This window comes from Alkaliphilus pronyensis (assembly GCF_009017275.1).
GTDB lineage: Bacteria > Bacillota > Clostridia > Peptostreptococcales > Natronincolaceae > Alkaliphilus_C > Alkaliphilus_C pronyensis.
Genome location: NZ_WBZC01000061.1, coordinates 1 through 20,912, shown reverse-complemented (window position 1 = coordinate 20,912; position 20,912 = coordinate 1). Strand labels below are relative to the sequence as shown.

Annotated in this window: 20 protein-coding genes; all 20 read right to left on the bottom strand. The window is 35.0% G+C overall.

The window, feature by feature from the left end:
• Window positions 1-32: 32 nt before the first annotated feature.
• Window positions 33-566: a GNAT family N-acetyltransferase gene (locus tag F8154_RS13230; RefSeq protein ID WP_151862100.1), complete on the bottom strand. Its 534-nt coding sequence runs from the start codon at window positions 564-566 to the stop codon at window positions 33-35.
• A gap of 233 nt (window positions 567-799) precedes the next feature.
• Entirely contained in the window at window positions 800-2,479 is a 1,680-nt protein-coding gene (locus tag F8154_RS13225; RefSeq protein ID WP_243141255.1) for a glutamine--tRNA ligase/YqeY domain fusion protein, read from the bottom strand.
• An 86-nt stretch (window positions 2,480-2,565) separates the two neighbouring features.
• On the bottom strand, window positions 2,566-3,282 hold the full coding sequence (locus F8154_RS13220; RefSeq protein WP_151862099.1) for a GNAT family N-acetyltransferase: 717 nt from the start codon (window positions 3,280-3,282) through the stop codon (window positions 2,566-2,568).
• Window positions 3,283-3,522: 240 nt separating this feature from the next.
• Window positions 3,523-3,720, bottom strand: a complete 198-nt coding sequence (thiS, locus tag F8154_RS13215) for a sulfur carrier protein ThiS (protein WP_151862098.1) — start codon at window positions 3,718-3,720, stop codon at window positions 3,523-3,525.
• Window positions 3,721-3,797: 77 nt separating this feature from the next.
• On the bottom strand, window positions 3,798-5,954 hold the full coding sequence (locus F8154_RS13210; protein ID WP_151862097.1) for an aldehyde ferredoxin oxidoreductase family protein: 2,157 nt from the start codon (window positions 5,952-5,954) through the stop codon (window positions 3,798-3,800).
• Window positions 5,955-6,009: 55 nt separating this feature from the next.
• Window positions 6,010-6,414: a 4Fe-4S binding protein gene (locus tag F8154_RS13205; RefSeq protein ID WP_151862096.1), complete on the bottom strand. Its 405-nt coding sequence runs from the start codon at window positions 6,412-6,414 to the stop codon at window positions 6,010-6,012.
• A 29-nt stretch (window positions 6,415-6,443) separates the two neighbouring features.
• A complete protein-coding gene (locus F8154_RS13200; protein WP_151862095.1) occupies window positions 6,444-7,592 on the bottom strand; it encodes an NAD(P)/FAD-dependent oxidoreductase in 1,149 nt (382 codons plus the stop codon).
• Window positions 7,585-7,878, bottom strand: coding sequence for a (2Fe-2S)-binding protein (locus F8154_RS13195; RefSeq protein ID WP_151862094.1), 294 nt, complete (start codon window positions 7,876-7,878; stop codon window positions 7,585-7,587). The genes F8154_RS13200 and F8154_RS13195 overlap by 8 nt, the downstream gene beginning before the upstream one ends.
• A gap of 2 nt (window positions 7,879-7,880) precedes the next feature.
• On the bottom strand, window positions 7,881-8,369 hold the full coding sequence (locus tag F8154_RS13190; protein WP_151862093.1) for a 4Fe-4S binding protein: 489 nt from the start codon (window positions 8,367-8,369) through the stop codon (window positions 7,881-7,883).
• 18 nt (window positions 8,370-8,387) lie between these two features.
• Window positions 8,388-9,497 carry an NAD(P)/FAD-dependent oxidoreductase gene (locus tag F8154_RS13185; protein ID WP_151862092.1) on the bottom strand — a complete coding sequence of 370 codons (1,110 nt, stop codon included), beginning with the start codon at window positions 9,495-9,497 and terminating at the stop codon, window positions 8,388-8,390.
• Window positions 9,494-9,799 (bottom strand): (2Fe-2S)-binding protein, encoded by a 306-nt coding sequence (locus F8154_RS13180; protein ID WP_151862091.1) that lies wholly within the window; start codon window positions 9,797-9,799, stop codon window positions 9,494-9,496. Before F8154_RS13180 ends, F8154_RS13185 begins: the two co-directional genes overlap by 4 nt.
• Before the next feature lie 254 nt (window positions 9,800-10,053).
• A complete protein-coding gene (locus F8154_RS13175) occupies window positions 10,054-11,559 on the bottom strand; it encodes a sodium-dependent transporter (RefSeq protein WP_151862090.1) in 1,506 nt (501 codons plus the stop codon).
• A gap of 42 nt (window positions 11,560-11,601) precedes the next feature.
• On the bottom strand, window positions 11,602-11,808 hold the full coding sequence (locus F8154_RS13170) for a hypothetical protein (RefSeq protein WP_151862089.1): 207 nt from the start codon (window positions 11,806-11,808) through the stop codon (window positions 11,602-11,604).
• A 499-nt stretch (window positions 11,809-12,307) separates the two neighbouring features.
• Complete coding sequence (locus F8154_RS13165) at window positions 12,308-14,074, bottom strand: sigma-54-dependent Fis family transcriptional regulator (RefSeq protein WP_151862088.1); 1,767 nt, start codon at window positions 14,072-14,074, stop codon at window positions 12,308-12,310.
• A 90-nt stretch (window positions 14,075-14,164) separates the two neighbouring features.
• Window positions 14,165-15,463 carry an asparagine--tRNA ligase gene (asnS, locus tag F8154_RS13160; RefSeq protein WP_151862087.1) on the bottom strand — a complete coding sequence of 433 codons (1,299 nt, stop codon included), beginning with the start codon at window positions 15,461-15,463 and terminating at the stop codon, window positions 14,165-14,167.
• 24 nt (window positions 15,464-15,487) lie between these two features.
• Window positions 15,488-16,921, bottom strand: a complete 1,434-nt coding sequence (gene purB / locus F8154_RS13155) for an adenylosuccinate lyase (protein WP_151862086.1) — start codon at window positions 16,919-16,921, stop codon at window positions 15,488-15,490.
• A 77-nt stretch (window positions 16,922-16,998) separates the two neighbouring features.
• Window positions 16,999-18,192: a pyridoxal phosphate-dependent aminotransferase gene (locus F8154_RS13150; protein WP_330577916.1), complete on the bottom strand. Its 1,194-nt coding sequence runs from the start codon at window positions 18,190-18,192 to the stop codon at window positions 16,999-17,001.
• Window positions 18,193-18,286: 94 nt separating this feature from the next.
• The gene (locus F8154_RS13145) at window positions 18,287-19,105 is read right to left on the bottom strand and encodes a PHP domain-containing protein (RefSeq protein WP_151862085.1); all 819 of its coding nucleotides are present in this window, start codon (window positions 19,103-19,105) and stop codon (window positions 18,287-18,289) included.
• A gap of 65 nt (window positions 19,106-19,170) precedes the next feature.
• Window positions 19,171-20,334, bottom strand: coding sequence for a polysaccharide deacetylase family protein (locus F8154_RS13140; protein ID WP_151862084.1), 1,164 nt, complete (start codon window positions 20,332-20,334; stop codon window positions 19,171-19,173).
• A gap of 255 nt (window positions 20,335-20,589) precedes the next feature.
• The gene (gene spoVS / locus F8154_RS13135) at window positions 20,590-20,850 is read right to left on the bottom strand and encodes a stage V sporulation protein SpoVS (RefSeq protein ID WP_151862083.1); all 261 of its coding nucleotides are present in this window, start codon (window positions 20,848-20,850) and stop codon (window positions 20,590-20,592) included.
• Window positions 20,851-20,912 lie beyond the last annotated feature (62 nt).

Genomic DNA, 20,912 nt, shown 5'->3' with positions numbered 1-20,912 from the left:
CCAAAACATGTTTTAAAACTTAGTGATTAGGCTTATAGCTTTATTTCAAACTCTAACTGACAATCATAAGGCTCTAGCTCATGGAGCTTTTTATTTATTTCTTTAGTAAAGACACAACCCATTCTCTTATAAAAGATTTGTGTGTTTTCGCAGGAAGAGGCAGAAATATATATTTTTTTTGCACCATATTCACTTGCTTTTTCAACGCATAAGTTAAATAAGGTTTTTCCAATACCTAAAGAACGATAATCCCTTGTGATGTGAAGGTTTGATAATTGAATATACTGATTTTTACTACCAAAGAATTGAGATTCTAAGGAGGCAAATCCTACTAGCTTTGTTTTATCATAGACCCCTAAAACTGTACCTCCTTTAATAATAGTTTCCTTTAATGAATTTTGTACCGTTTTTAACTCTTCCGAATCCCAACTTTCAGTATAATAGACGTCTTTTAAGTAATACTCTCCCTTTTCCTTTCTCCAAGCACGATATACCTCTTCATATCTATCAAAATCATCAAGTAATGAAGGAGTTATATCCTCTAACAACAAGCTTTTGTATTCCATATAATTTCCACCCCTCAATATAAAATAAAGTTATTCATTAAGTAATTATCCTAAGATATTAATTATATTGTAACTCTTCTATCTTTTTTTTAAAATCCCTCTAAATAGTTTAATGCTTAATTGTAAATGCTTAATGGTAATGAAAAAATCTATAGATAACTAATTTATTAAAACAAAAATAACCATAAGGAATGGTTATTTTTAAGTTGGCTTATATTAGTACATTTCAGAATCTATTTATAGGAATCCTTTAAGGATACTGCTCTATTAAACACCAGCTTTTCATTAGATGTGTACTTTGAATCAACACAGAAGTAGCCATGTCTTAAAAACTGGAATTTATCCTCTATGCTTGCCTCTCCTAAAGATGGTTCTAAATAGCAATCATCTAATATAATGAGTGAGTTTGGATTTATTTTTTCCTTCCAGTCCTTTTTATCTTCCTTATCAAGAAGGAAATTGTCATATAGTCTAACCTCTGCCTTCACTGCATGTGAAGCTGATACCCAATGTATTGTGCCTTTTACCTTCCTTCCAGTAAATCCTGTTCCACTTTTTGTTTCTGGGTCGTAGGTACAATGAATTTCAACAACCTCTCCAGTTTTATCATCCTTTATAACCTTTTCACATTTTACGAAATAGGCATGTCTTAGGCGAACCTCATTACCTGGAAAAAGTCTGTAAAACTTTTTAGGGGGATCCTCCATAAAATCTTCTCTTTCAATATATATCTCTCTTGAAAAGGGTATTTTTCGTGTGCCCATCTCTGGGTTTTCTGGATTATTATCTGCATCTAGCCACTCAACCTGTCCCTCTGGGTAATTGGTTATAACAAGCTTTAATGGCTGTAGTACTGCCATTCGTCGAGGAGCCTTAAGCTTCAAATCATTCCTTAAGCTATGCTCAAGCATAGCACCATCAACAAGACTTCCATCCTTTGAAATCCCAATTTCCCCTAGAAAATGTCTAACTGCTTCAGGAGTATAGCCCCTTCTTCTTAATCCTCTAAGGGTGGGCATTCTAGGATCATCCCAGCCATCAACATAACCGCCTTCAACCATTTCTCTTAGGTATCTTTTACTTGTGACTACACCTTTTAAGCTCATTCTACCGAACTCCCGTTGTTTAGGAGGTGTCTTAAAATCATCAATCTCATTTAATACCCAATCATATAAGGGTCTGTGGTTTAAAAACTCTATAGAGCATAGGGAATGGGTGATATTCTCTAAGGCGTCTGAGATAGGATGGGTGTAATCATACATTGGATAAATACACCACTTATCTCCAGTTCTATAGTGCTTAGTATATTGAATTCTATATAAAACAGGGTCCCTCATGTTAGTATTTGGTGAAGTCATGTCTATTTTTGCCCTTAGGGTTTTTGCTCCCTCTGGAAATTCTCCATTCTTCATTCTCTCGAACAGATCTAAATTTTCTTCTATGGTTCTATTTCTATAGGGACTATCCTTTCCTGGTTCAGTTAGGGTTCCTCGATATTCTCTAATTTCTTCAGCAGTTAAGTCACACACATATGCTTTACTCTTCTTAATTAGCTTAACTGCATATTCATACAAAGCTTCAAAGTAATCTGAAGCATAAAACAGTCTGTCTTCCCAGTCACAGCCTAACCATTTCATATCTTCAATGATAGCATTTACATATTCTACATCTTCTTTTTTAGGATCAGTATCATCAAATCTTAAATTAAACTTACCATTATACTTCTCCTTAATGGTATAATTAATGTTAATTGCATAAGCACTGCCTATATGTAAATATCCATTTGGCTCTGGAGGAAATCTAGTATGAACTCTTCCCCCGTATATACCCTCTTCAATGTCTTTATCAATAATTCGATGAATAAAGTTTGAAGGTACAAAATCATTATTCCCGTTATTCATTTCTGACGACATTCAATAACCTCCTTTATAAATATTTCATTTGATATTAGCATAGATTTATTTACCTGTCAAAGCCATATATAATGTAATGATTTTTTTTATGCCTCCAGCTCAAACCAGCTAACTACTTCATGTAAAACAAATCCTATTCCAAAGGCTAGGTTCATAGAGGCAGTATTATTCTCCTCAATGTGTACAAAGGGTAATTCTCCTTGTTTTCTAATCTTTTTTATTATGTCTAATGTTATATCTGTTGCAAATCCCATTTTTCTAAAGTCAGGCATCACATGTAAAAAGCCTATAGCCCCATCGTCTTGAGTTAATGCCCATCCAACAGGCTTACCATTATCCCTTATACATGATCCAACCCCATTGACTATTCTTTCTGTTATATAATCTACAGATAAGTATTCTTTATAGTCTGAGTTATTATAAATATATTCTGCATCATCTACAGTCAAGTTATCAGTTATTTCTCTTGGTCTATTAACAGCTGCTTTAGGGGGAAGATATAAACGCATACTTGATAGCTTCCATTTTACTTCCTTGCCATAAGTTAATATTGGAAGCATCCAATTTTCAATTACAGCAAATTCTCTATCCTCCTCCCTTAGAATATCCTTTATCTTTAATAATTCCTTTTCAGATTTACTACTAATATATACCCAGTTTCTATCACTTTTTCCCTTTACTAGTACTGATTCACCAACTCTTTCAATTAAGCTACATTCATAGGATTCTATAAAATTAACTATGCTTACATTTTTTATAATGTCTTTTTTTAGGTATTCTAAAGCTTCTATTCTATTAACCATATTATTACCTCCTCAACTATAATATAGTATATATTTATTAAGTAAAACATGCAATAAAGAAAACTTAACTCCAGTTAATAAGCGGAAGTATTAGTAACGCCTCTGAGTTATAATTTAATATAGTATTGATTAATTAGCGGATTTAGTTTACATAATCTATTTATGTAAAGTAATACTTGCTACAACAAGGTATATAGTTTAAAAATATCAAAAAAAGTAGATCAAAAGCTCTACTTTTAATCATCCACCTGCCAATAAATGTATAACCTTTACATCGTCTCCGTCTTTAATTAAGGTTATATCATATTCCTCTTTTTCGACTATTTCTCCATTTATAGTAACGTAAATTTTGGGGAAGGTGTATTTCTTTTTATCTAATAGCTTCTGAACAGTAAGTCCTTCCTCCCATTCGAAATCCTTTGAGTTCACCTTTATCATATCAAACCTCCATAGTAGTTAGATATTAAGGTAACGGGTAATAATACCCGTCACCTAATTCAAAATTTAGTTAATCTCTAAATATGGTTTTTAACTACCTCTACAAGCTCTGGTAACTCCATTCCAATTTTACTTAGGTGCTCTATGGTAGGCACTCCATTTGGAGTCCAACCTCTTCTTTTATATACCGCATCCGTTAAAAGCTCATATTGATTTAATCTGTACTCCCTCATTATTTTTATTTTTTCTTCTGTTGTTTTCCCTTCGGGGTTATAGTCTAGTAAATCCTTTAATTGTTGATCGTACCTTTCCTTACGTGATTCATACTCCTCAAATGTAACTGGGCCTATTGCTCTGTATGGCATTGCATCATGCTTTCTTAGACCTTTTCCTCTTCTTATATTAAATATTCTTTGGAAATTATATATTCTTTCCGATTGCAGTATTAATTCATCCTTATCGATATTACTACCAGTAACGCCATTATAGATGTTTACATAATGCTGAACATGCTCTGGCATTTTTGCAGGCTCATCTGTTAAGTGATTATCTGGTGGGGAGGTATCATTCCAGGGAAGCTTACATAGACCCATTAAGCCAAACCAGGTTCTAAACATTGGGAAATAATGCAGGGCCTCTGCTTTGTCTTCAAAGGTTGGAATTTGATTATTTACCATATCCATAAATATTAACCAAGCTTCATCATGCTGTGGTCCTTTATTGGTAAGTCCATACCCTCCCTGTTGAGCTAAGGATTCCTTAGGTAGATATTCTGATACCTCAAGACCTTTTTGCTCCATTCCAATATCATTTAGGAAGTCTGGGTCAGCACCATGTTCTTCAACAAAAATTCTTTTTAGCTGCTTAACTCCAAGACCTATAAGTGCTCCAAAGCCCTCTCCCCTTGACATTTGATGTAGTAGTTCTAATTGAGCTATTGCATTTCCAAATTTAAGCTCTAATCCACCTGTTATTTCTTTATTAATTATTCCTCTTTCATAGCATTCCATTGCAAAGGCACAAATTGTACCGAAGGAAATAGTGTCAACTCCGTAGGTATCACAATAGAAATTAGCTTCTAGTATCATTTCTGGATCAAAAATTCCACAGTTTGAGCCTAATCCAGCTGCATTTTCGTATTCTGGTCCATCTATTGTAACCTTATGTCCTTTATAGGAGCCTGTTTTTAACTCAAAATTATCTGCTGCCTTTGCACATGAAAGTGAACAACCAAACCAGCAGCCATCTGGCATACCTTGAGTAATGTATTTTTCAACAAAAACATTAGATGCAATTTTATGGGTATCTGGATGATTGCCATATTGATAGTTATGTGTTGGTAATAGATCATATTCATCCATTACCTCTATAATGTTTGCTGTACCTATTTGTCTCATTCTACATTGAACATCATCATAGTCGTGTATTTGCTTATGGAGCTTAATACCAGCCTTATTTATTAAGCTTTGATTTGCAGGCTTATTTAAGTCCCCCTTTGTACCTTTAAACTTAATAACTATTGCTTTAATCTTTTTATCTCTTAGTACTCTACCAATACCACCTCGACCTGCCTGCTTTAGTCTAGCTACCCTTCTTCTTATATCATAGAAGGAAAAATTTAATAGACCAATATTGGCATGGTTTGCTGCTGTACCAGCAGAAATAACTGATATATTCTTTTTATCCTCCTCTGAGTCAGCATACATCTCAGTTAACTCTTCAGATACTACATGACCATCAATAGCCTCTAATGGTGCTTCATCAATTCTTATAACACCGTTATTACCATCAATGTAAATTATAATGTCCTCCTTAGCCTTACCTTGAATCTCCAATGCGTCCCAGCCGGAAAACTTTAAGTATGGACCAAAGTAGCCACCTACGTTACTGTCAATGGGAATATCAGTCATTGGTGAAATTGTTACAACCAATGATTTACCAGCACCAGGGTATTGAGTGATTCCACATAATGGTCCACCTGCAATTACTATTTCATTTTCTGGATCATTCCATTTAGTTTCTGGTGTAGTAGCATCCCATAGATACTTAAGTCCATAGCCTTTTCCACCAATAAACTTTTCCTTCATTGAAGCTGGAACATCCTTAGCTTCAATTCTATTATCACCTATATTTATATATAGGGTTTTGTCTGTATAGCCCTTCTTTAGCTTAGCTGGCTCATACTTATATTCTGCTAATAGCTTATGTGCTGCCTTTAAAGCCTTTACATCCATATTAAAGCCTCCTTCATAAAGTAGTGAAAGCTAATACTCTCATTTCTATAAGTCATTATAATTTTTCTTTTCCTTCCTTTTCAACATCCTCTATTGCTATTGCTGCAGTTGGACATTTTCTTGCACAAAGTCCACATGCTACACATTTAAAGGGTTCTATATAGTCGTCATGCTGTCTCATAGAAAGCTCAGGACAAAAACCCACACACATAAAGCAACCAACGCAATCCCTTTTATTTATTCTAACTACACCACTTTTATTTCTGCCTATTACCATTACAGGACATATATCAATACAGACACCACATTGATTACATACATTAATCTTGTTATCTTCACCCTTTTCAACTTGAATACAGGATTTTTCAATGTTGTTCTCCTTGAAATAAGCTGTAGAGCATACCTCTTCACAGGCTCCGCAGCCAATACATAGGTCGTCATTTTTAACAAGAATTTTCATAGTCTTAACCCACCTTCGCTATTATAGTATTAAACCACTGAAGGCTCAAATATGAGTTTTCCTTCTTTAAATCTATCAAGGTTTAGCATATCAATTGGTAAAGTTGTTTCCTCCCCTAAAATTGATTCTGCAATCACTCTGCCTGTTGCTGGTCCAAGCATAAATCCATGTCCACTATAGCCAACTGCCAAATAGAAGCCTTCCACCTCATTGACAGGCCCATATATAGGCTGTCGATCAGGTGACATATTGTAAAGCCCAGCCCATTGCCTTAAAAACCTTGCATTCTTTAAAGGAGGAAGCAGCTTCGTTATGGTTTTAGACATTTCTTCAACAAAATGCCAGCCTGAAGTTATCCTTAAGTCTCTAGGTTCTCCTTCGTCTCCTCTTCCCATTATAAAGCCACCATGGGGAACCTGCTGACAATACAAATTAAGTGAAAAGGACATTACCATTGGGTCTAAAATTGGTTCTAATGGTTCGGTTACTAATATTTGATGTCTTTCTGAGAACAAGGGTAATTCTACACCAGCCATTTTTCCTATCATTTGAGCATAGCCACCAGCAGCATTAACAACAATATTGGTTGATATATCGCCTTTAGTGGTTTTAACAGCCTTTACCTTTCCACCTTCAACAATTATGTCAGTTACCTCCGTAAAGGTTAATATTTCTGCACCTAATCTTTTGGCAGCATTAGCATAGGCCTGTGTAGTATGAAAGGGATTTAAATGTCCATCTTTTTGACAAAAGGTTGCACTTACTAGGCCTTCTGTATTTAAAAAGGGAACTATTTCCTTTGCCTCATCAAGTCTCAATAGCTTTGATGGTATACCTAGACTATTTTGTAGCTTTACATTTTTTTTAAACTGCTCATGCTCCTTTTCTGTACTGGAAACTATTAGGTAGCCACCCTGTTTAAACTCAATATCACCATCATATTGTAATTCTTCCTTTGCCCTTTCAAATTCATCACAGGAATACTTAGCCATACGGCAGTTCATTTCTGTCCCCCATTGCTGTCGTATACCAGCACCACATCTGCCTGTTGCACCACTTGCCAAATATGATTTTTCAACTACAACTATGTTTTTTACTCCTTTCTTAGCAAGGTTATAGGCAATTGTACAGCCAGAGATACCCCCTCCTATAATTACAACATCTGCTGTTTTACTCAAGATAGCTTTCACCACCTTCGATTGCCTCTTCTGTAAGAGCTTCTAGCTTTATTGATTTTACTGGAGGTCTAAAGGTCCCTGGAGATAAATCAGACATAGGTATTCCAATTGCTATAGAAATTTCCTTTAATACCAGTGGTAAACAAGTTCTACCTTGACATGGGCCCATACCCACTCTACTTATTCTTTTAATTTCGTCAAAGGTTGTATAACCTTCATTAATAAGATCTCTTATATCCTGTTGGGTTAAATCGGAGCAACGACAAATGATAATGCTCTCCTTCATACCTATTCCTCCAATCTAATGCTTCTAATTATTTTGGCATATTGCTTTTTTACTGCTATAGCGATTATTGGTGTTTTATCTAAGGCTTTACTATCTATAACCTTAATGACCTTTACATCTGTAACCTCTACCCCTTCTCTATCTAATCCCTTTACAATTTGATTCGGCTTTGGAAGAGGTATTAGCTCATAGGGTATTTTTAGTAATGCTTCATCTTCAGAATATGTCATATCTAATATGCTAATAGCTAAGCCAGGACAATTGCTAACACATAGGCTACAGCCATTACATAAGCTATGGTCTACAGTAGGTAGGTCATTTATGTCTGCAAACTCCTTTATAGCACCAGTTCTACAAACTGTATAGCAAGGATTACAGGGTATATTTTGATAACACTCAACAATAACAGTGGGCCCCTGCATTAGTCTTTCTTCAGTTGGAAAAACCCTTTCTAGGTCTTCTTTAGTAGGTATACCTGTAGCATCTAACATCATTAGTCCTCCCTTCCTTTACAAAGCATCTACTGAAGCAGCAGCTTCATGCTCTATTGTTAAATTAGAAATACCCCTTCTTATTTTTTCACCTACTGGACCATGCCTTAATGAATCAAGCTGATTCATTAAATCCTCCTTTACTAACTTCATATTGTAGAGCTTATAGCCTAAATAGGCTGCTGCAGACATACCTGCTATGTATCCCTCAACCATTGCGCTACTTGCTTCTTCAACGCCTGCAACATCTCCCGCAACAAACAAGCCCTTAACAGAGGAATGTAAATTGGTATCCCTTACTGGTACAAATCCCCCTAGCTCATGAATATATTTCATTTGACAGCCTGCTTGCCATAAAAGCTCTGAAAGTGGTGATAGTCCTACTGATATGCAAATTACATCAACATTAAGCTTCTTTTCAGTACCTGGTATACCCCTCCAGTTTTCGTCTAATTTCCATATTGCAGCTGACTCCAGTGAATCAGTGCCATAGGCTTCCTTAATGGAATAGCCTGTTAAAATAGGGACACCCATTCTTCTAACCTTAGAAGCATGAACTAAGTATCCACCTATTGTAGGTGCAGCTTCTACAATTGCTTCTACCCTTACACCTGCTTGAATTAGTTGGTAGCTTACAATTAAGCCTATGTTACCTGCTCCAATCATTAGTACTCTATTCCCTGGCTTTACACCATATTCATTCATCAAGGTTTGTACTGCTCCTGCACCATAAATACCTGGTAGATCGTTGTTAGGAAATGCTAGGTTCTTTTCGCTTGCACCTGTAGCTACTACAATTGCCTTTGGCTTAATCTTTATATATTTATCCTTGTGTTCTAAGGAGACAACTCCATCCTCATAAATAGCTAATACAGTAGCCTTTCTCATAATTTCAACATTTTTCATCTTATCAATTTTATCTAATAAAATATTGGCGATATCAAAGCCCCTTGTAGAGGCATACTGTTTTTCTGATCCAAAAAACATATGTGTTTGCTTTACTAACTGACCACCTAAGGTGTTATTTCTATCTACAATTAAGACCTTACTCCCCATTTCTGCTGCTTGAACTGCTGCACAAAGCCCTGCTGGACCGCCGCCAATAACTAGGATTTCAACGGGTATCATACTAAATCACCCTTTCCTGTTTGAGTTCGTATAATCAAGCCTTCTTTTACCTCCTCAACACAAATTCTTACATTTGCTTCACCGTTTACCTCCATTAAGCAGGAAGAACAATTACCTATTGCACAGAATAGACCTCTTGGACGATGCTTCTCGCTACTATGGCTTAACGTCTTAATACCAGCAGCATGTAACGCTGCCGCAATGGTTTCTCCTTCATAGCCTTCAATAGTTTTGTTGTTAAAGGTGAAGGTAACCAACCTTTTCCTTTCAAAATTCAAAATTGGATGCTTAAAAATTCTCATTAACACACCTCCTGTTGACTTATATTTGGATTCTCCTAAGACAGGAGAATCCAATTAGTAAAATTCATTTCTAATTTATTAATAAATTTAGCACCCTTGTATTGCCACAAAACCTCTTTAATTTCTCATTAATACCTATTGAGCTTTTTTGTTTCCAAATGCCTTGTTTACCAAAATAAGAAAACCACCTATATAAAAACCAAGGATTATAATCATCATTACTATAGAAGAACCTGACATATTATAGCCTCCTTTTACTTGTTTTCTAAAGCATCATATATATTATTTTCTGAATATCTTCCCTTGCCAATTTTATCTGCAAGCCAGTTATTTGTTAATAATGCAATAACTATTAATATAGCCCACTGGAATATAATGGTGCCAGCGCTAAACACCTCAAATGGATGCCACCAATTGTCTGGATACCAGCTTATAGCCTGAATAAACCACCAGCCAGTTACCCAAACAAAGAAGACAGGGAATAATCCTATACACCAATTCCACCATTTACCTACTTTAAAATCAGCCCACTGGGTATTGATTTCCTTTGATCTGGCCTTTTCTATTCCATATTTTATTAAAGCAAAGGCAACAAACAAGCCACTAACCAGTAATCCTACACCCCAAACCCAGTCTTGATTATCTAAGAAATTAAGACTATAGGCAGAGGGGATACCAAATAGAAAACCTAAAACTAATATATAAGTAGTAGCCTTTTTCCTTGTCATTCCTGCATCCATAAAATTTCTTACTCCTACCTCAATCATTGGTAGTAGAGATGATAATGCCGCTATAGCCATGGCTAAGAAAAATACCGCTGCAAGAAGGCCACCTGCAGGCATTTTAGTAAACAGTTGTGCTAAATAAATAAAGGTAAGTCCAGTATGGTTTGAAGTTAAGGCTTGGTTAGCTATTTCTTGTGTTGGAGAAAGGGCAAATATAGCTGGTAATACTGTCATACCTGCAACTAAAGCTCCTATATGATCCCCCATTCCCATAATCATACAGTTTCCTGCTATATCCTCCTTATGACTTGTATAAACAGAATAGGTTATTATAAAGCCCCAGCCAGCCCCAGTAGACCAAGCTGCTTGCGTAAAGGCCTCCAGCCAAATTTTTGGCTCTGCAAGCATTTCTAGCTTTGGACTAAACAAGTACTCTAAGCCTTGTAATGCTCCTTCTAAAGTAAGAGATCTAATAACAGCTATAATTAATAGAACAAATAAGGTAGGTATCATTATTTTGCTTGCCTTTTCAATACCTGCTGAAACACCTCTGTAAATAATGAATCCAGCTATAGTTATTGAAATTAAGTGAAATAGTATAGTTTGAGAAGGTGTTGTAGTAAAGGTATTCCAAATAGCCTGTGTTGCTACAGTATCAAGCTCAGACTTAAAGGCTCCACCTACCGCTAATGTAAAATATTTAACGCACCAACCCATAACCACCGAATAATAAAACATAATACCAATACAGACTGCAGCAATCCATGTTCCCATCCAGGTGTACTTACGACCAACAAAGTCTCTGAAGGCACCAATCGTACCTAAACCTGTCTTTTTTCCCATTACCATTTCCCCCATTAGTAATGGAATTGCCCATACAAATAGTGCAATAGTCCACGCAATTATAAATGGACCTCCTCCATTTGCAGCTGCTACTCGTGGAAATCTCCAAATGTTACCTGTTCCAATTGCCATACCAATTGATGCCAAAATAAAGCCCCATCTACTCCCCCATTGTTCTTTCTTTTGACCCATTTTGATTCCTCCTTTTTATTAATATTAAAATGCAAGCAATAACTATAATGATTTCATTTCTTGTTCTTGAAGCTGAATATAACTTCTTAAAATACTACCACAATCGAGGCATATTTCTGCGTATGTCTGATGACTAGTAAAAGGATTTGTTTTAACAGTTACGAATCTACCATAAGGTACATCTCTTTTTACGTTTTTTGATAAGCAATAGCTACAGACCTCAACAAAAGCATTATTAGCTGTATTCATAGTAATCCCCCTCATATAATATGTTTATAATTAATCCTAAAGTTATTTTATTAATATTTATAGTAAACATCTTATATATAAATTACTTTTTTTATGTAAATTTAATTTTCAGATATATGCAAGTATAAATACTTTATATTGCATTTTACTTATTTTATAATAATACAGCTATGAATGCAATGAATAATTGATGGTATTTAATGGTATATTACTTTATTCTCTTTATTGCCTGCATCATAAATGGAGAATTATTGAGTCATAATATTTATTTATGCAATTATGATGCCATAGCTATCTTACCATTTAAATATATGTATATATTGAAATATTAACCTTTGTTCTTCTTTAGCTACAGGCAAAAAAGCATACTAAAAAAAAGATGTCAGAATATTGACATCTTTTTATGCTTTAATAACTGCTTAATTCTGTTGAATTCCTTCTAATTCCAAGAAACTTCTAACATAAATAAATGTGACCATAATTTGACATATGTCAATTATTAGACACTTAACTCCTGCTTATAAAGATTTAGCTTGTAATAAAGGGTGCTTCTTGGAATATTAAGTAGTTTAGCTGCTTTAGCCTTATTTCCTTTGGTCTGCTTCATGGCTTTGTTTATCATTTGTATTTCTAAGCTTTTAAGATTATCCTCTAAGTTTTCTATAGATATTTTTTCACCCTTACCCTCATTTATATTATCCATTATATATTGAGGAATTAAATCTTTACTAATTTTGTTGTCGTTGCTTAATACCACCATATATTCAACAGTGTTTTTTAACTCTCTAATATTACCCTTCCAGTGATACTTGAGTAACATATTAAATACATCTTTATCTATATAATTTATAGGTGTGTTATTCTTTTTTGAAACCTCCTCAACAAAATGATGAAACAAAAGACTAATGTCTTCTTTTCTGTTTCTAAGTGGGGGTAACTCTATTTCTACGACATTTAATCTATAGTATAGGTCTTCTCTAAACCTACCAGCTTTAACCATATCCTTTAGATTTCTGTTGGTGGCAGATATAATTCGTACATCAACCTTAACAAAGGTGTCAGAACCAATTCGTAAAACCTTACCCTCTTGTAAAACTCTAAGAAGCTTTGCCTGTTGTTTTAATGGTAAATCACCTATTTCATCTAAAAACAAGGTACCGTTATTGGCAAGTTCAAAATAGCCTATTTTGCCATTCTTCAATGCTCCAGTAAATGCTCCTCCAACATAACCAAAAAACTCACTTTCAAATAAAGTTGGGGGAATTGCACTACAATTAACTGGTACAAAATGTCCCTTCCTCCTGCTATGTTGATGTATGGCCCTTGCAAATACTTCTTTACCAGTACCGCTTTCTCCCGCAATTAAAACACTTGTATTTGTTTTAGAAACGTGCTTGGCAAGCTGTATTTTGTTTTTTATAACTGGGCTTTTTCCTAATATTTTACCTAGGGTAAAGCTTTCCTTTGTGAACTTCTCTACCTCCTCCTTTAGTAAATCTATCTCAAGGTTTGCGCTTTCTAGCTTTAATGATAAATCTCTGTTTTCAGTTATATCCTTTTCTGTGGCTACAACCCCTACAAACTCACCATCTATAAAAACTGGCAGGGCACTAATTATAACGTAGTAATTGGGCTTGGGAGCATGGTAGATGTTTTCTATTGGTATTTTTTCTTCCAACACCGATAAGGTTAAGGCGTTTGGAAAAAAATCCTCCAATTTCTTATATATTATATCCTTTTCCTTGATATCATAAATCATTTCTGCCCTTTTATTCCACAATAGAACATTCCCTGCAGGATCTGTTACCGTAACAGCTTCATGCATATGATTAATTACATGCTTATACTGCCTATTTATACTTTCAAGCTTTAGGTAATAGCTGTTTAACAAGTTGTCAATTCTTATAATTCCTATTAAAGTGCTGTTCTCGTAAACTGGTACTCTCCCAATTTTGTTTTCAATTAGTATTTCTCTTACATCAGTTATTAGCATATTAGAGGGCACCGCTATTATATTTGCTGTCATATACTGTGAAACTGGCCCATTGGTAGCTTTACCCTTTTGCTTAATTAATGATATATCTGTAAGTGTTATAATCCCTAAAATTTTGTTTGCATTACTAGTATCAATCACTAGTGCTTCAGGAATATTGATATTTATAATTTCTTCTATAACACAATCTAATGGGGTATTGGGATATACCTTTATAATATTTGTTGACAATATTTCATGTATGGTATAGTCTAACAGTTGGTTTTCCAGCATTGCATCACCTCATTTTATGGCTAATAAAAAAGTAAGGATATATATCCTTACTTTTTGACTATTTTGAATATTATTATATCAGATTTTTCATTAAGGATAAACCCTATTTAATGTTCTGGCAAAAGGTATGGTTTGCCTAATGTGATCAACTCCACAAATCCATGAAACTGTCCTTTCTAAGCCTAGTCCAAATCCTGAATGAGGTACTGATCCATATCTTCTTAAGTCTATATACCATTCATATAGCTCTTGGGGAAGCTTCTCCTCTTTAATTCTTTGCAATAGATAATCTAAATCATGAATTCTTTCTGACCCACCAATGATTTCACCATATCCCTCTGGGGCAATCAAATCTGCTCCTAAGATAACTTCGGGATTGTCTGGATCTGGCTGCATGTAAAAGGCCTTTATTTTAGTTGGAAAATGAGTAATGAATACTGGGTTATCAAATTTCTCAGCTATATATGTTTCATGAGGCGCACCAAAATCATCTCCCCATTCAAATTCAAAATTACCCTCCTTCAGCATGTTTACAGCTTCTGTATAAGTAATTCTTGGGAAGGGGGCTTTTATTTTTTCCAAATAGGTTAAATCTCGTCCTAAAATCTTAAGCTCGATTTTCTTATTGTCAAGAACTTTCTTAACTATGTATTCAATCATTTCCTCTTGTACCTTAAGATTCTCCTCAAAGCCTACATAGGCCATTTCTGGCTCAACCATCCAAAACTCATTTAAGTGCTTTCTAGTTTTGGATTTTTCTGCTCTAAAGGTTGGTCCAAAGCTATAAACCTTTCCAAATGCCATTGCTGCCGCCTCTGCATAAAGCTGTCCTGTTTGTGATAGGAATGCATTTTCGCCAAAGTAATCTATTCCAAATAATTCGGTTGTGCCTTCGCAGGAGGATGGAGTAATTATTGGCGGCTCTACTAAAACAAAGCCTCTTTCATGAAAGAACTGTCTAATAGCTAAATTAATTTCATCTCTTATTCTTAATATTGCATTTTGTTTGGGGGAACGCATCCATAGATGCCTATTCTCCATTAGAAAGTCGGTACCATGCTCCTTTAATGATATGGGGTAGCCTTCTTCTGCTATGTGAACTGGCTTTACAGATTTAACAACTATTTCATAGCCCGTTTTAGAGCGGTCGTCCCTCTGAACCAAGCCTGTTACCTCTAAAGAGGACTCCTGTGTAAGCTTCTTACAAGTCTCAAAAACCTCATCCTCAACCTCACTCTTAACTACTACTCCCTGGATAAAGCCTGTACCATCACGGAGCTGTAAAAAATGTATTTTTCCACTTGACCTTTTGTTAAATAACCATCCCTTAATAGTTATTTCTTTTCCTTCATACTTCTGTATTGACTCAATAGCTACAGTATTTGTCATCAAAAACACCTCCAAAATAATTAATTAAACCCGTAAATCTACTTCTATATCTATAAGGTCTTTATTAGCTTTCAATATAGGATAAATGTAGTCATCTAAAAATTTAGTTACCTGTTGAGGGGCTCTACCAATATAGTTTTTTGCATCCATCAGCTGATTTAGCTGTTGTCTAGTTAGGTTAAAGTCTTTATCCTCTGCTATTCGTTCTAGTAAATCATTTTCCATACCCTCTATTTTTACTTTTTTACCAGATTCCATAGAATGAAGCCTTATCTTTTCATGTAGTTCTTGTCTATCTCCTCCCCCTTTAACAGCCTCCATAAGAATGTTTTCAGTCGCCATAAAGGGTAGCTCCAGCTCTATATGTCTTTCTATCATTTTATCATATACAACTAATCCATCACAGACGTTTATAGCAATGTTTAATATTGCATCTGCTGCTAAAAATGATTCTGGAATTATAATTCTTCTATTGGCAGAATCATCTAGTGTTCTTTCAAGCCATTGGGTGGATGCTGTCATGGCAGCATTTTGAGAGGTTGATACAATATATCTAGCAAGTGAAGCTATCCGTTCACTACGCATAGGGTTTCTTTTATAAGCCATTGCCGATGAACCAATTTGATTTTTTTCAAAGGGCTCTTCAAGCTCCTTTAAGCTTTGCAATAGTCTTATGTCGTTTGTCATCTTATGAAGACTTTGAGCAATGCCGCTGAGTATTGACAAAACCTCAAAATCCAGCTTCCTTGAATAGGTTTGTCCTGTTACAGGAAAAGTTTCTTCAAAGCCCATTTTATTGGCTAGCTTTCTTTCTAATTCTTCAACCTTATCATCATTATTATTAAATAAGCTATAAAAGCTTGCCTGTGTACCTGTAGTACCTTTAACACCTCTTAGCTTCATTCTTCTTATTTGATACTCTAAGTTTTCATAATCCATTAATAAATCATGGAGCCATAAGGTGCCACGTTTACCTAATGTAGTTAGCTGCGCCGGCTGAAAGTGTGTAAAACCTAGGGTTGGAAGACTCTTATATTGGTGGCAAAACTTAGCCAATACATTAAATAAGCTTATCATCTTGGCTTTAATAATTTCTAATGCTTCCCTCATAACTATTATGTCTGTATTATCTCCCACGAATGCACTGGTTGCCCCTAGATGAATAATACCCTTTGCCTTTGGACATTGCTGACCATATGCATATACATGGGACATAACATCATGTCGAGTTTCCCTTTCCCTTTCAATTGCTACATCATAATTAATATTATTTTGATTTGCCTTTAACTCTTGAATTTGCTGATCAGTTATAGGTAGCCCCAACTCTTTTTGTGCCTCAGCTAGAGCAATCCAAAGCCGTCTCCATGTAGTAAACTTCTTATCCGACGAAAATACATAGCTCATCTCTTTACTACTATAACGTTCAATTAACGGATTCTGATACGATGATCTATTCACTCACTTCTACTCCTTTCACAACCAAACTATTGTTTATAGAGAAAAGATATGAGATAATCTCATATCTTCATCCTACATTAACCTTTAATTAACAGCTCTAATCTTTTTAGCCCTTCCTTTATATTATCTAAGGAGTTGGCATAAGAAAGTCTAATATAGTCATCTACACCAAAGGCAACTCCAGGTACTACTGCAACATGGGATTTATCTAAGCATAGTTCAGCAAAATCCATAGAGTTTTGTATTAATTTGCCAGCTATTTCTTTTCCCTTTAGCTTAGATATATTCATCATTATGTAGAAGGCACCCTTAGGTGTTAAGCAGGATACTCCTTCTATTTTGCTTATACCTTCAACCATGTATTTTCTCCTCTCATCAAAGGCCTTTCTCATTTCTTCAACAGAGGTTTGTGGGTCTGTTAAGGCTTTAGCACTGGCATACATGGCTATTGTATTTGGGTGAGAGGTTGCATGGCTTTGCAAATTACCCATAATATTAGCAATCTCTTTGTTAGATGCGGTGTATCCTATACGCCATCCCGTCATAGCATATGCCTTTGACATACCATTAACAATTATAGTTTGATCCTTTATACTGTTGTTTAAGCTTGCAATACTAATATGCTCTTCTCCATCATAAACCAGCTTTTCGTATATTTCATCGGCAATTATAACTATTCCATGCTCTACTGCTATTTCTGCTATCATTTCAAGATCTTCTCTATTATATAATGAACCTGTTGGGTTAGAAGGACTATTTAGTAATAAAGCCTTAGTTTTTGGTGTAATTGCCTTTAATAGTGCATCTTTCTGTAGCTTAAATTCATTTTCTTCTGATGAATGAACTAAAACAGCCTTTGCATCTGCCATTTTAACTAGCTCTTCATAGCTTACCCAATATGGCACTGGTATTATAACTTCATCACCAGGATTACAAACAGCCAATAATGAGTTGTATAGACATTGCTTAGCTCCATTGGAAACAACAATGTTTTCTGGCTTGTAATCTAAGCTATTATCCTTTTTAAGCTTTTCACAAATCGCTTCCTTCAATTGAGGAAGACCTGTTGCAGATGTATATCTAGTTATTCCCTTTTCTAGGGCTTCTATTGCAGCACTATTAATATTATCTGGGGTGTTGAAATCTGGCTCACCTACCCCAAAGTTTATAACATTAATGCCTTCTGCCTTCATTTTCTTTGCTTTAGAATCAATGGCTAGTGTCACTGAAGCAGTTATCCTTTGATTTTTTTCAGATAGTTTAATTTTCATCGTCCAACCTCCACCATTTTTTAATTATGTAGAAAGCAATAAAAAAATTATTAATATAAACAACTCCTATTTTAACAAATATTTCTGTACTTTGCTACTTATTTTGAGTATTTATTATATTGGATACTGGAACCTTTATGCTACCTATACTACCTTTGTCTTCATCATCATGGGGGTAATGGAAGTCTGTGCCTCCTGTTACCATTAAATTGTAAGCATTAGCTATTTTTAAGTATACCGTCTCTTGACTGTGACTATGGTCTGGATGGTATACTTCGATTCCTTCAATACCCAGCTTGATTAAATCCTGAATAAAACTAGGCTTGCTTATTAGTCCAGGATGAGCTAAAACAGGTATTCCATTTATCCTTTTTATTAAATCAATTGCTTCAGAGGGTGAAAGCTTAAACCTCGGTATATATGCAGGACAGCCCTTATTTAGCAATTTTCTAAAGGCCTCTGGTATATCTTGAACTGCCTTTTTATTTACTAAAGCCATTGCTATATGGGGTCGTCCAACTACACCGTCTCCTGAGATTTGCACAACCTCTTCATAGCTGATGCTATAGCCTAAATCCTTTAGCCTTTCAACTATTCCTTCTGCTCTTTTGACTCTTGATTTTTTTAAAATATTCAACTTATCAAGTAATTCCTCTGATTTATAATCTATTTTATAGCCTAGAATATGTATTTCTTCATTACTATATTCAGTACTAAGCTCTATTCCTGGTATTAGTATAAAACTTTCCTTGCCTTTAGCATAAATAATTCCCTCTTCAATACCCTTAACTGTGTCGTGATCAGTTATTGCTATGCCATCTATATTTCTTTTTATTGCTAAGTCAATAGCCTCCTTTGGGGTTAAAACACCATCAGAAGCAGTTGTATGGACATGCATGTCAATGTACCTCATTATAATAACCTCTTTTCAAGATTTTACTTAGAATAACGGCTGTATATATTGTTTGCATATTGCTTTTACTTTATCACTAGGTTTTCCAGCTTTTCAATCCTCTCCATTTGATTTTCAATATTTTCAAAGGGAATATTTACTTCTCTATCATCAAGAACTAAAATCCTTTTCATTAAATCTATTGATTTAACACCTGAAGGCATATTTATTCTTTCCAACTGATAGTGTCCATCCTCTAAATTCCATACATCATCAATGGTTGTTAGTGTAGCTTTAAATCCTAGCTGTTTAATCACTTCTTCACTTATCTCATTGAAAACACCATAAGGGTAGGAGAACACATTAACTTCATTTCCGATCTTCTCTTCTATGAGTTTTTTTAATTTGACAGTATCATTCCTCAACCTCTTAATATAATCTTCTCTACTTTCATCGGACATTTGACTTACACCTAGACCACATGTTACTCCGTCTCCTAGATTATGTAAATCATAGGTATGATGCTGAATATCAATTAATCCGCTATCATACATTTCCTTGGCTTCTTCCCATGTGAAATGTGGCTTTATTGGTGTTTGACCATCCTTATGAAGCTCTCGTCCAACGGACCATCCAATAACGGTTATAGTAGCCTTCATATTTAATTCTTTTAAGATGGGATATGCCAATAGATAGTTGCTTCTGTATCCGTCATCAAAGGTTATAATGATAGGGTTGTCTGGTAAGCTTGAACCATTATCTACAGCACTAAAATAATCCTTAAAATGTATAGGATTATAATTCAATGCTTTTAAATACAACATATCCTCCCTAAATTTTTGAGGAGAAATAGTAATATCACTCCATACACTAGGATCAGTATGAATATGATGATAGGTTATAATTGGTATCTTAGCATCTATAATACTGTCTACTTCATGGGGAAGCTTACTTGCTTCATTCTCTTTATACTTATCTAACTCTGTAATGGATAGTCCTTTTTCTTTATCCCAACTAATCTCTAAACCTAAATCTTTGACATAATTCTCTGTCATGGGCAAATAGGTTATGTCTTTGTAATTTAACAGGGGATATTCACTATAGGTATTATCAACCTTGACACCATTTATATTAACATCATAAGTAGGTAATTGCACATCATCTATTTTCTGAAAGCCCTTAATGTCTATAGAAGTTAGAAGTAGAATGATTATAATTAGTAATAATACAATTACAATATTTTTTTTCATTGGTTAAATCCTCCTAGTTTATCTCAGCGGCGTTACTAACACTCCCGTTTCTTAAGGGGTAGATAATTATTAAAAATCTATTACTTATAAATCATACTATATTCTTAGGCCCAACATCAATAGACAATGGCTATATATGTTGGAGGGGACGAAGTGTAAACAATCTCGTCCCCTCGACATACGTGTTCCAGCTTCGCTGGACCCACGACATAAAAAAAGCCTGCATTGCCAGCAGACTTTTTGTTAACAGTTTTATTATCTAGGTTCTACGATTAGCTTTATGGCTGTTCGTTCTTCACCATCTATTTGTATGTCAGTGAAGGCTGGAATACATATTAAGTCAAGTCCACTAGGAGCTACAAATCCTCGTGCAATTGCAACTGCTTTTACTGCTTGATTTAGAGCCCCAGCTCCTATAGCTTGAATCTCAGCTGATCCACGTTCCCTTAGTACGCCGGCTAAAGCTCCAGCTACAGAGTTTGGGTTTGATTTTGCTGATACTTTTAATACTTCCATTGTTTAAAAGCCCCCCTTGTTAAATGTATATTACTATGTATTGTATACCTATAGTATTATTC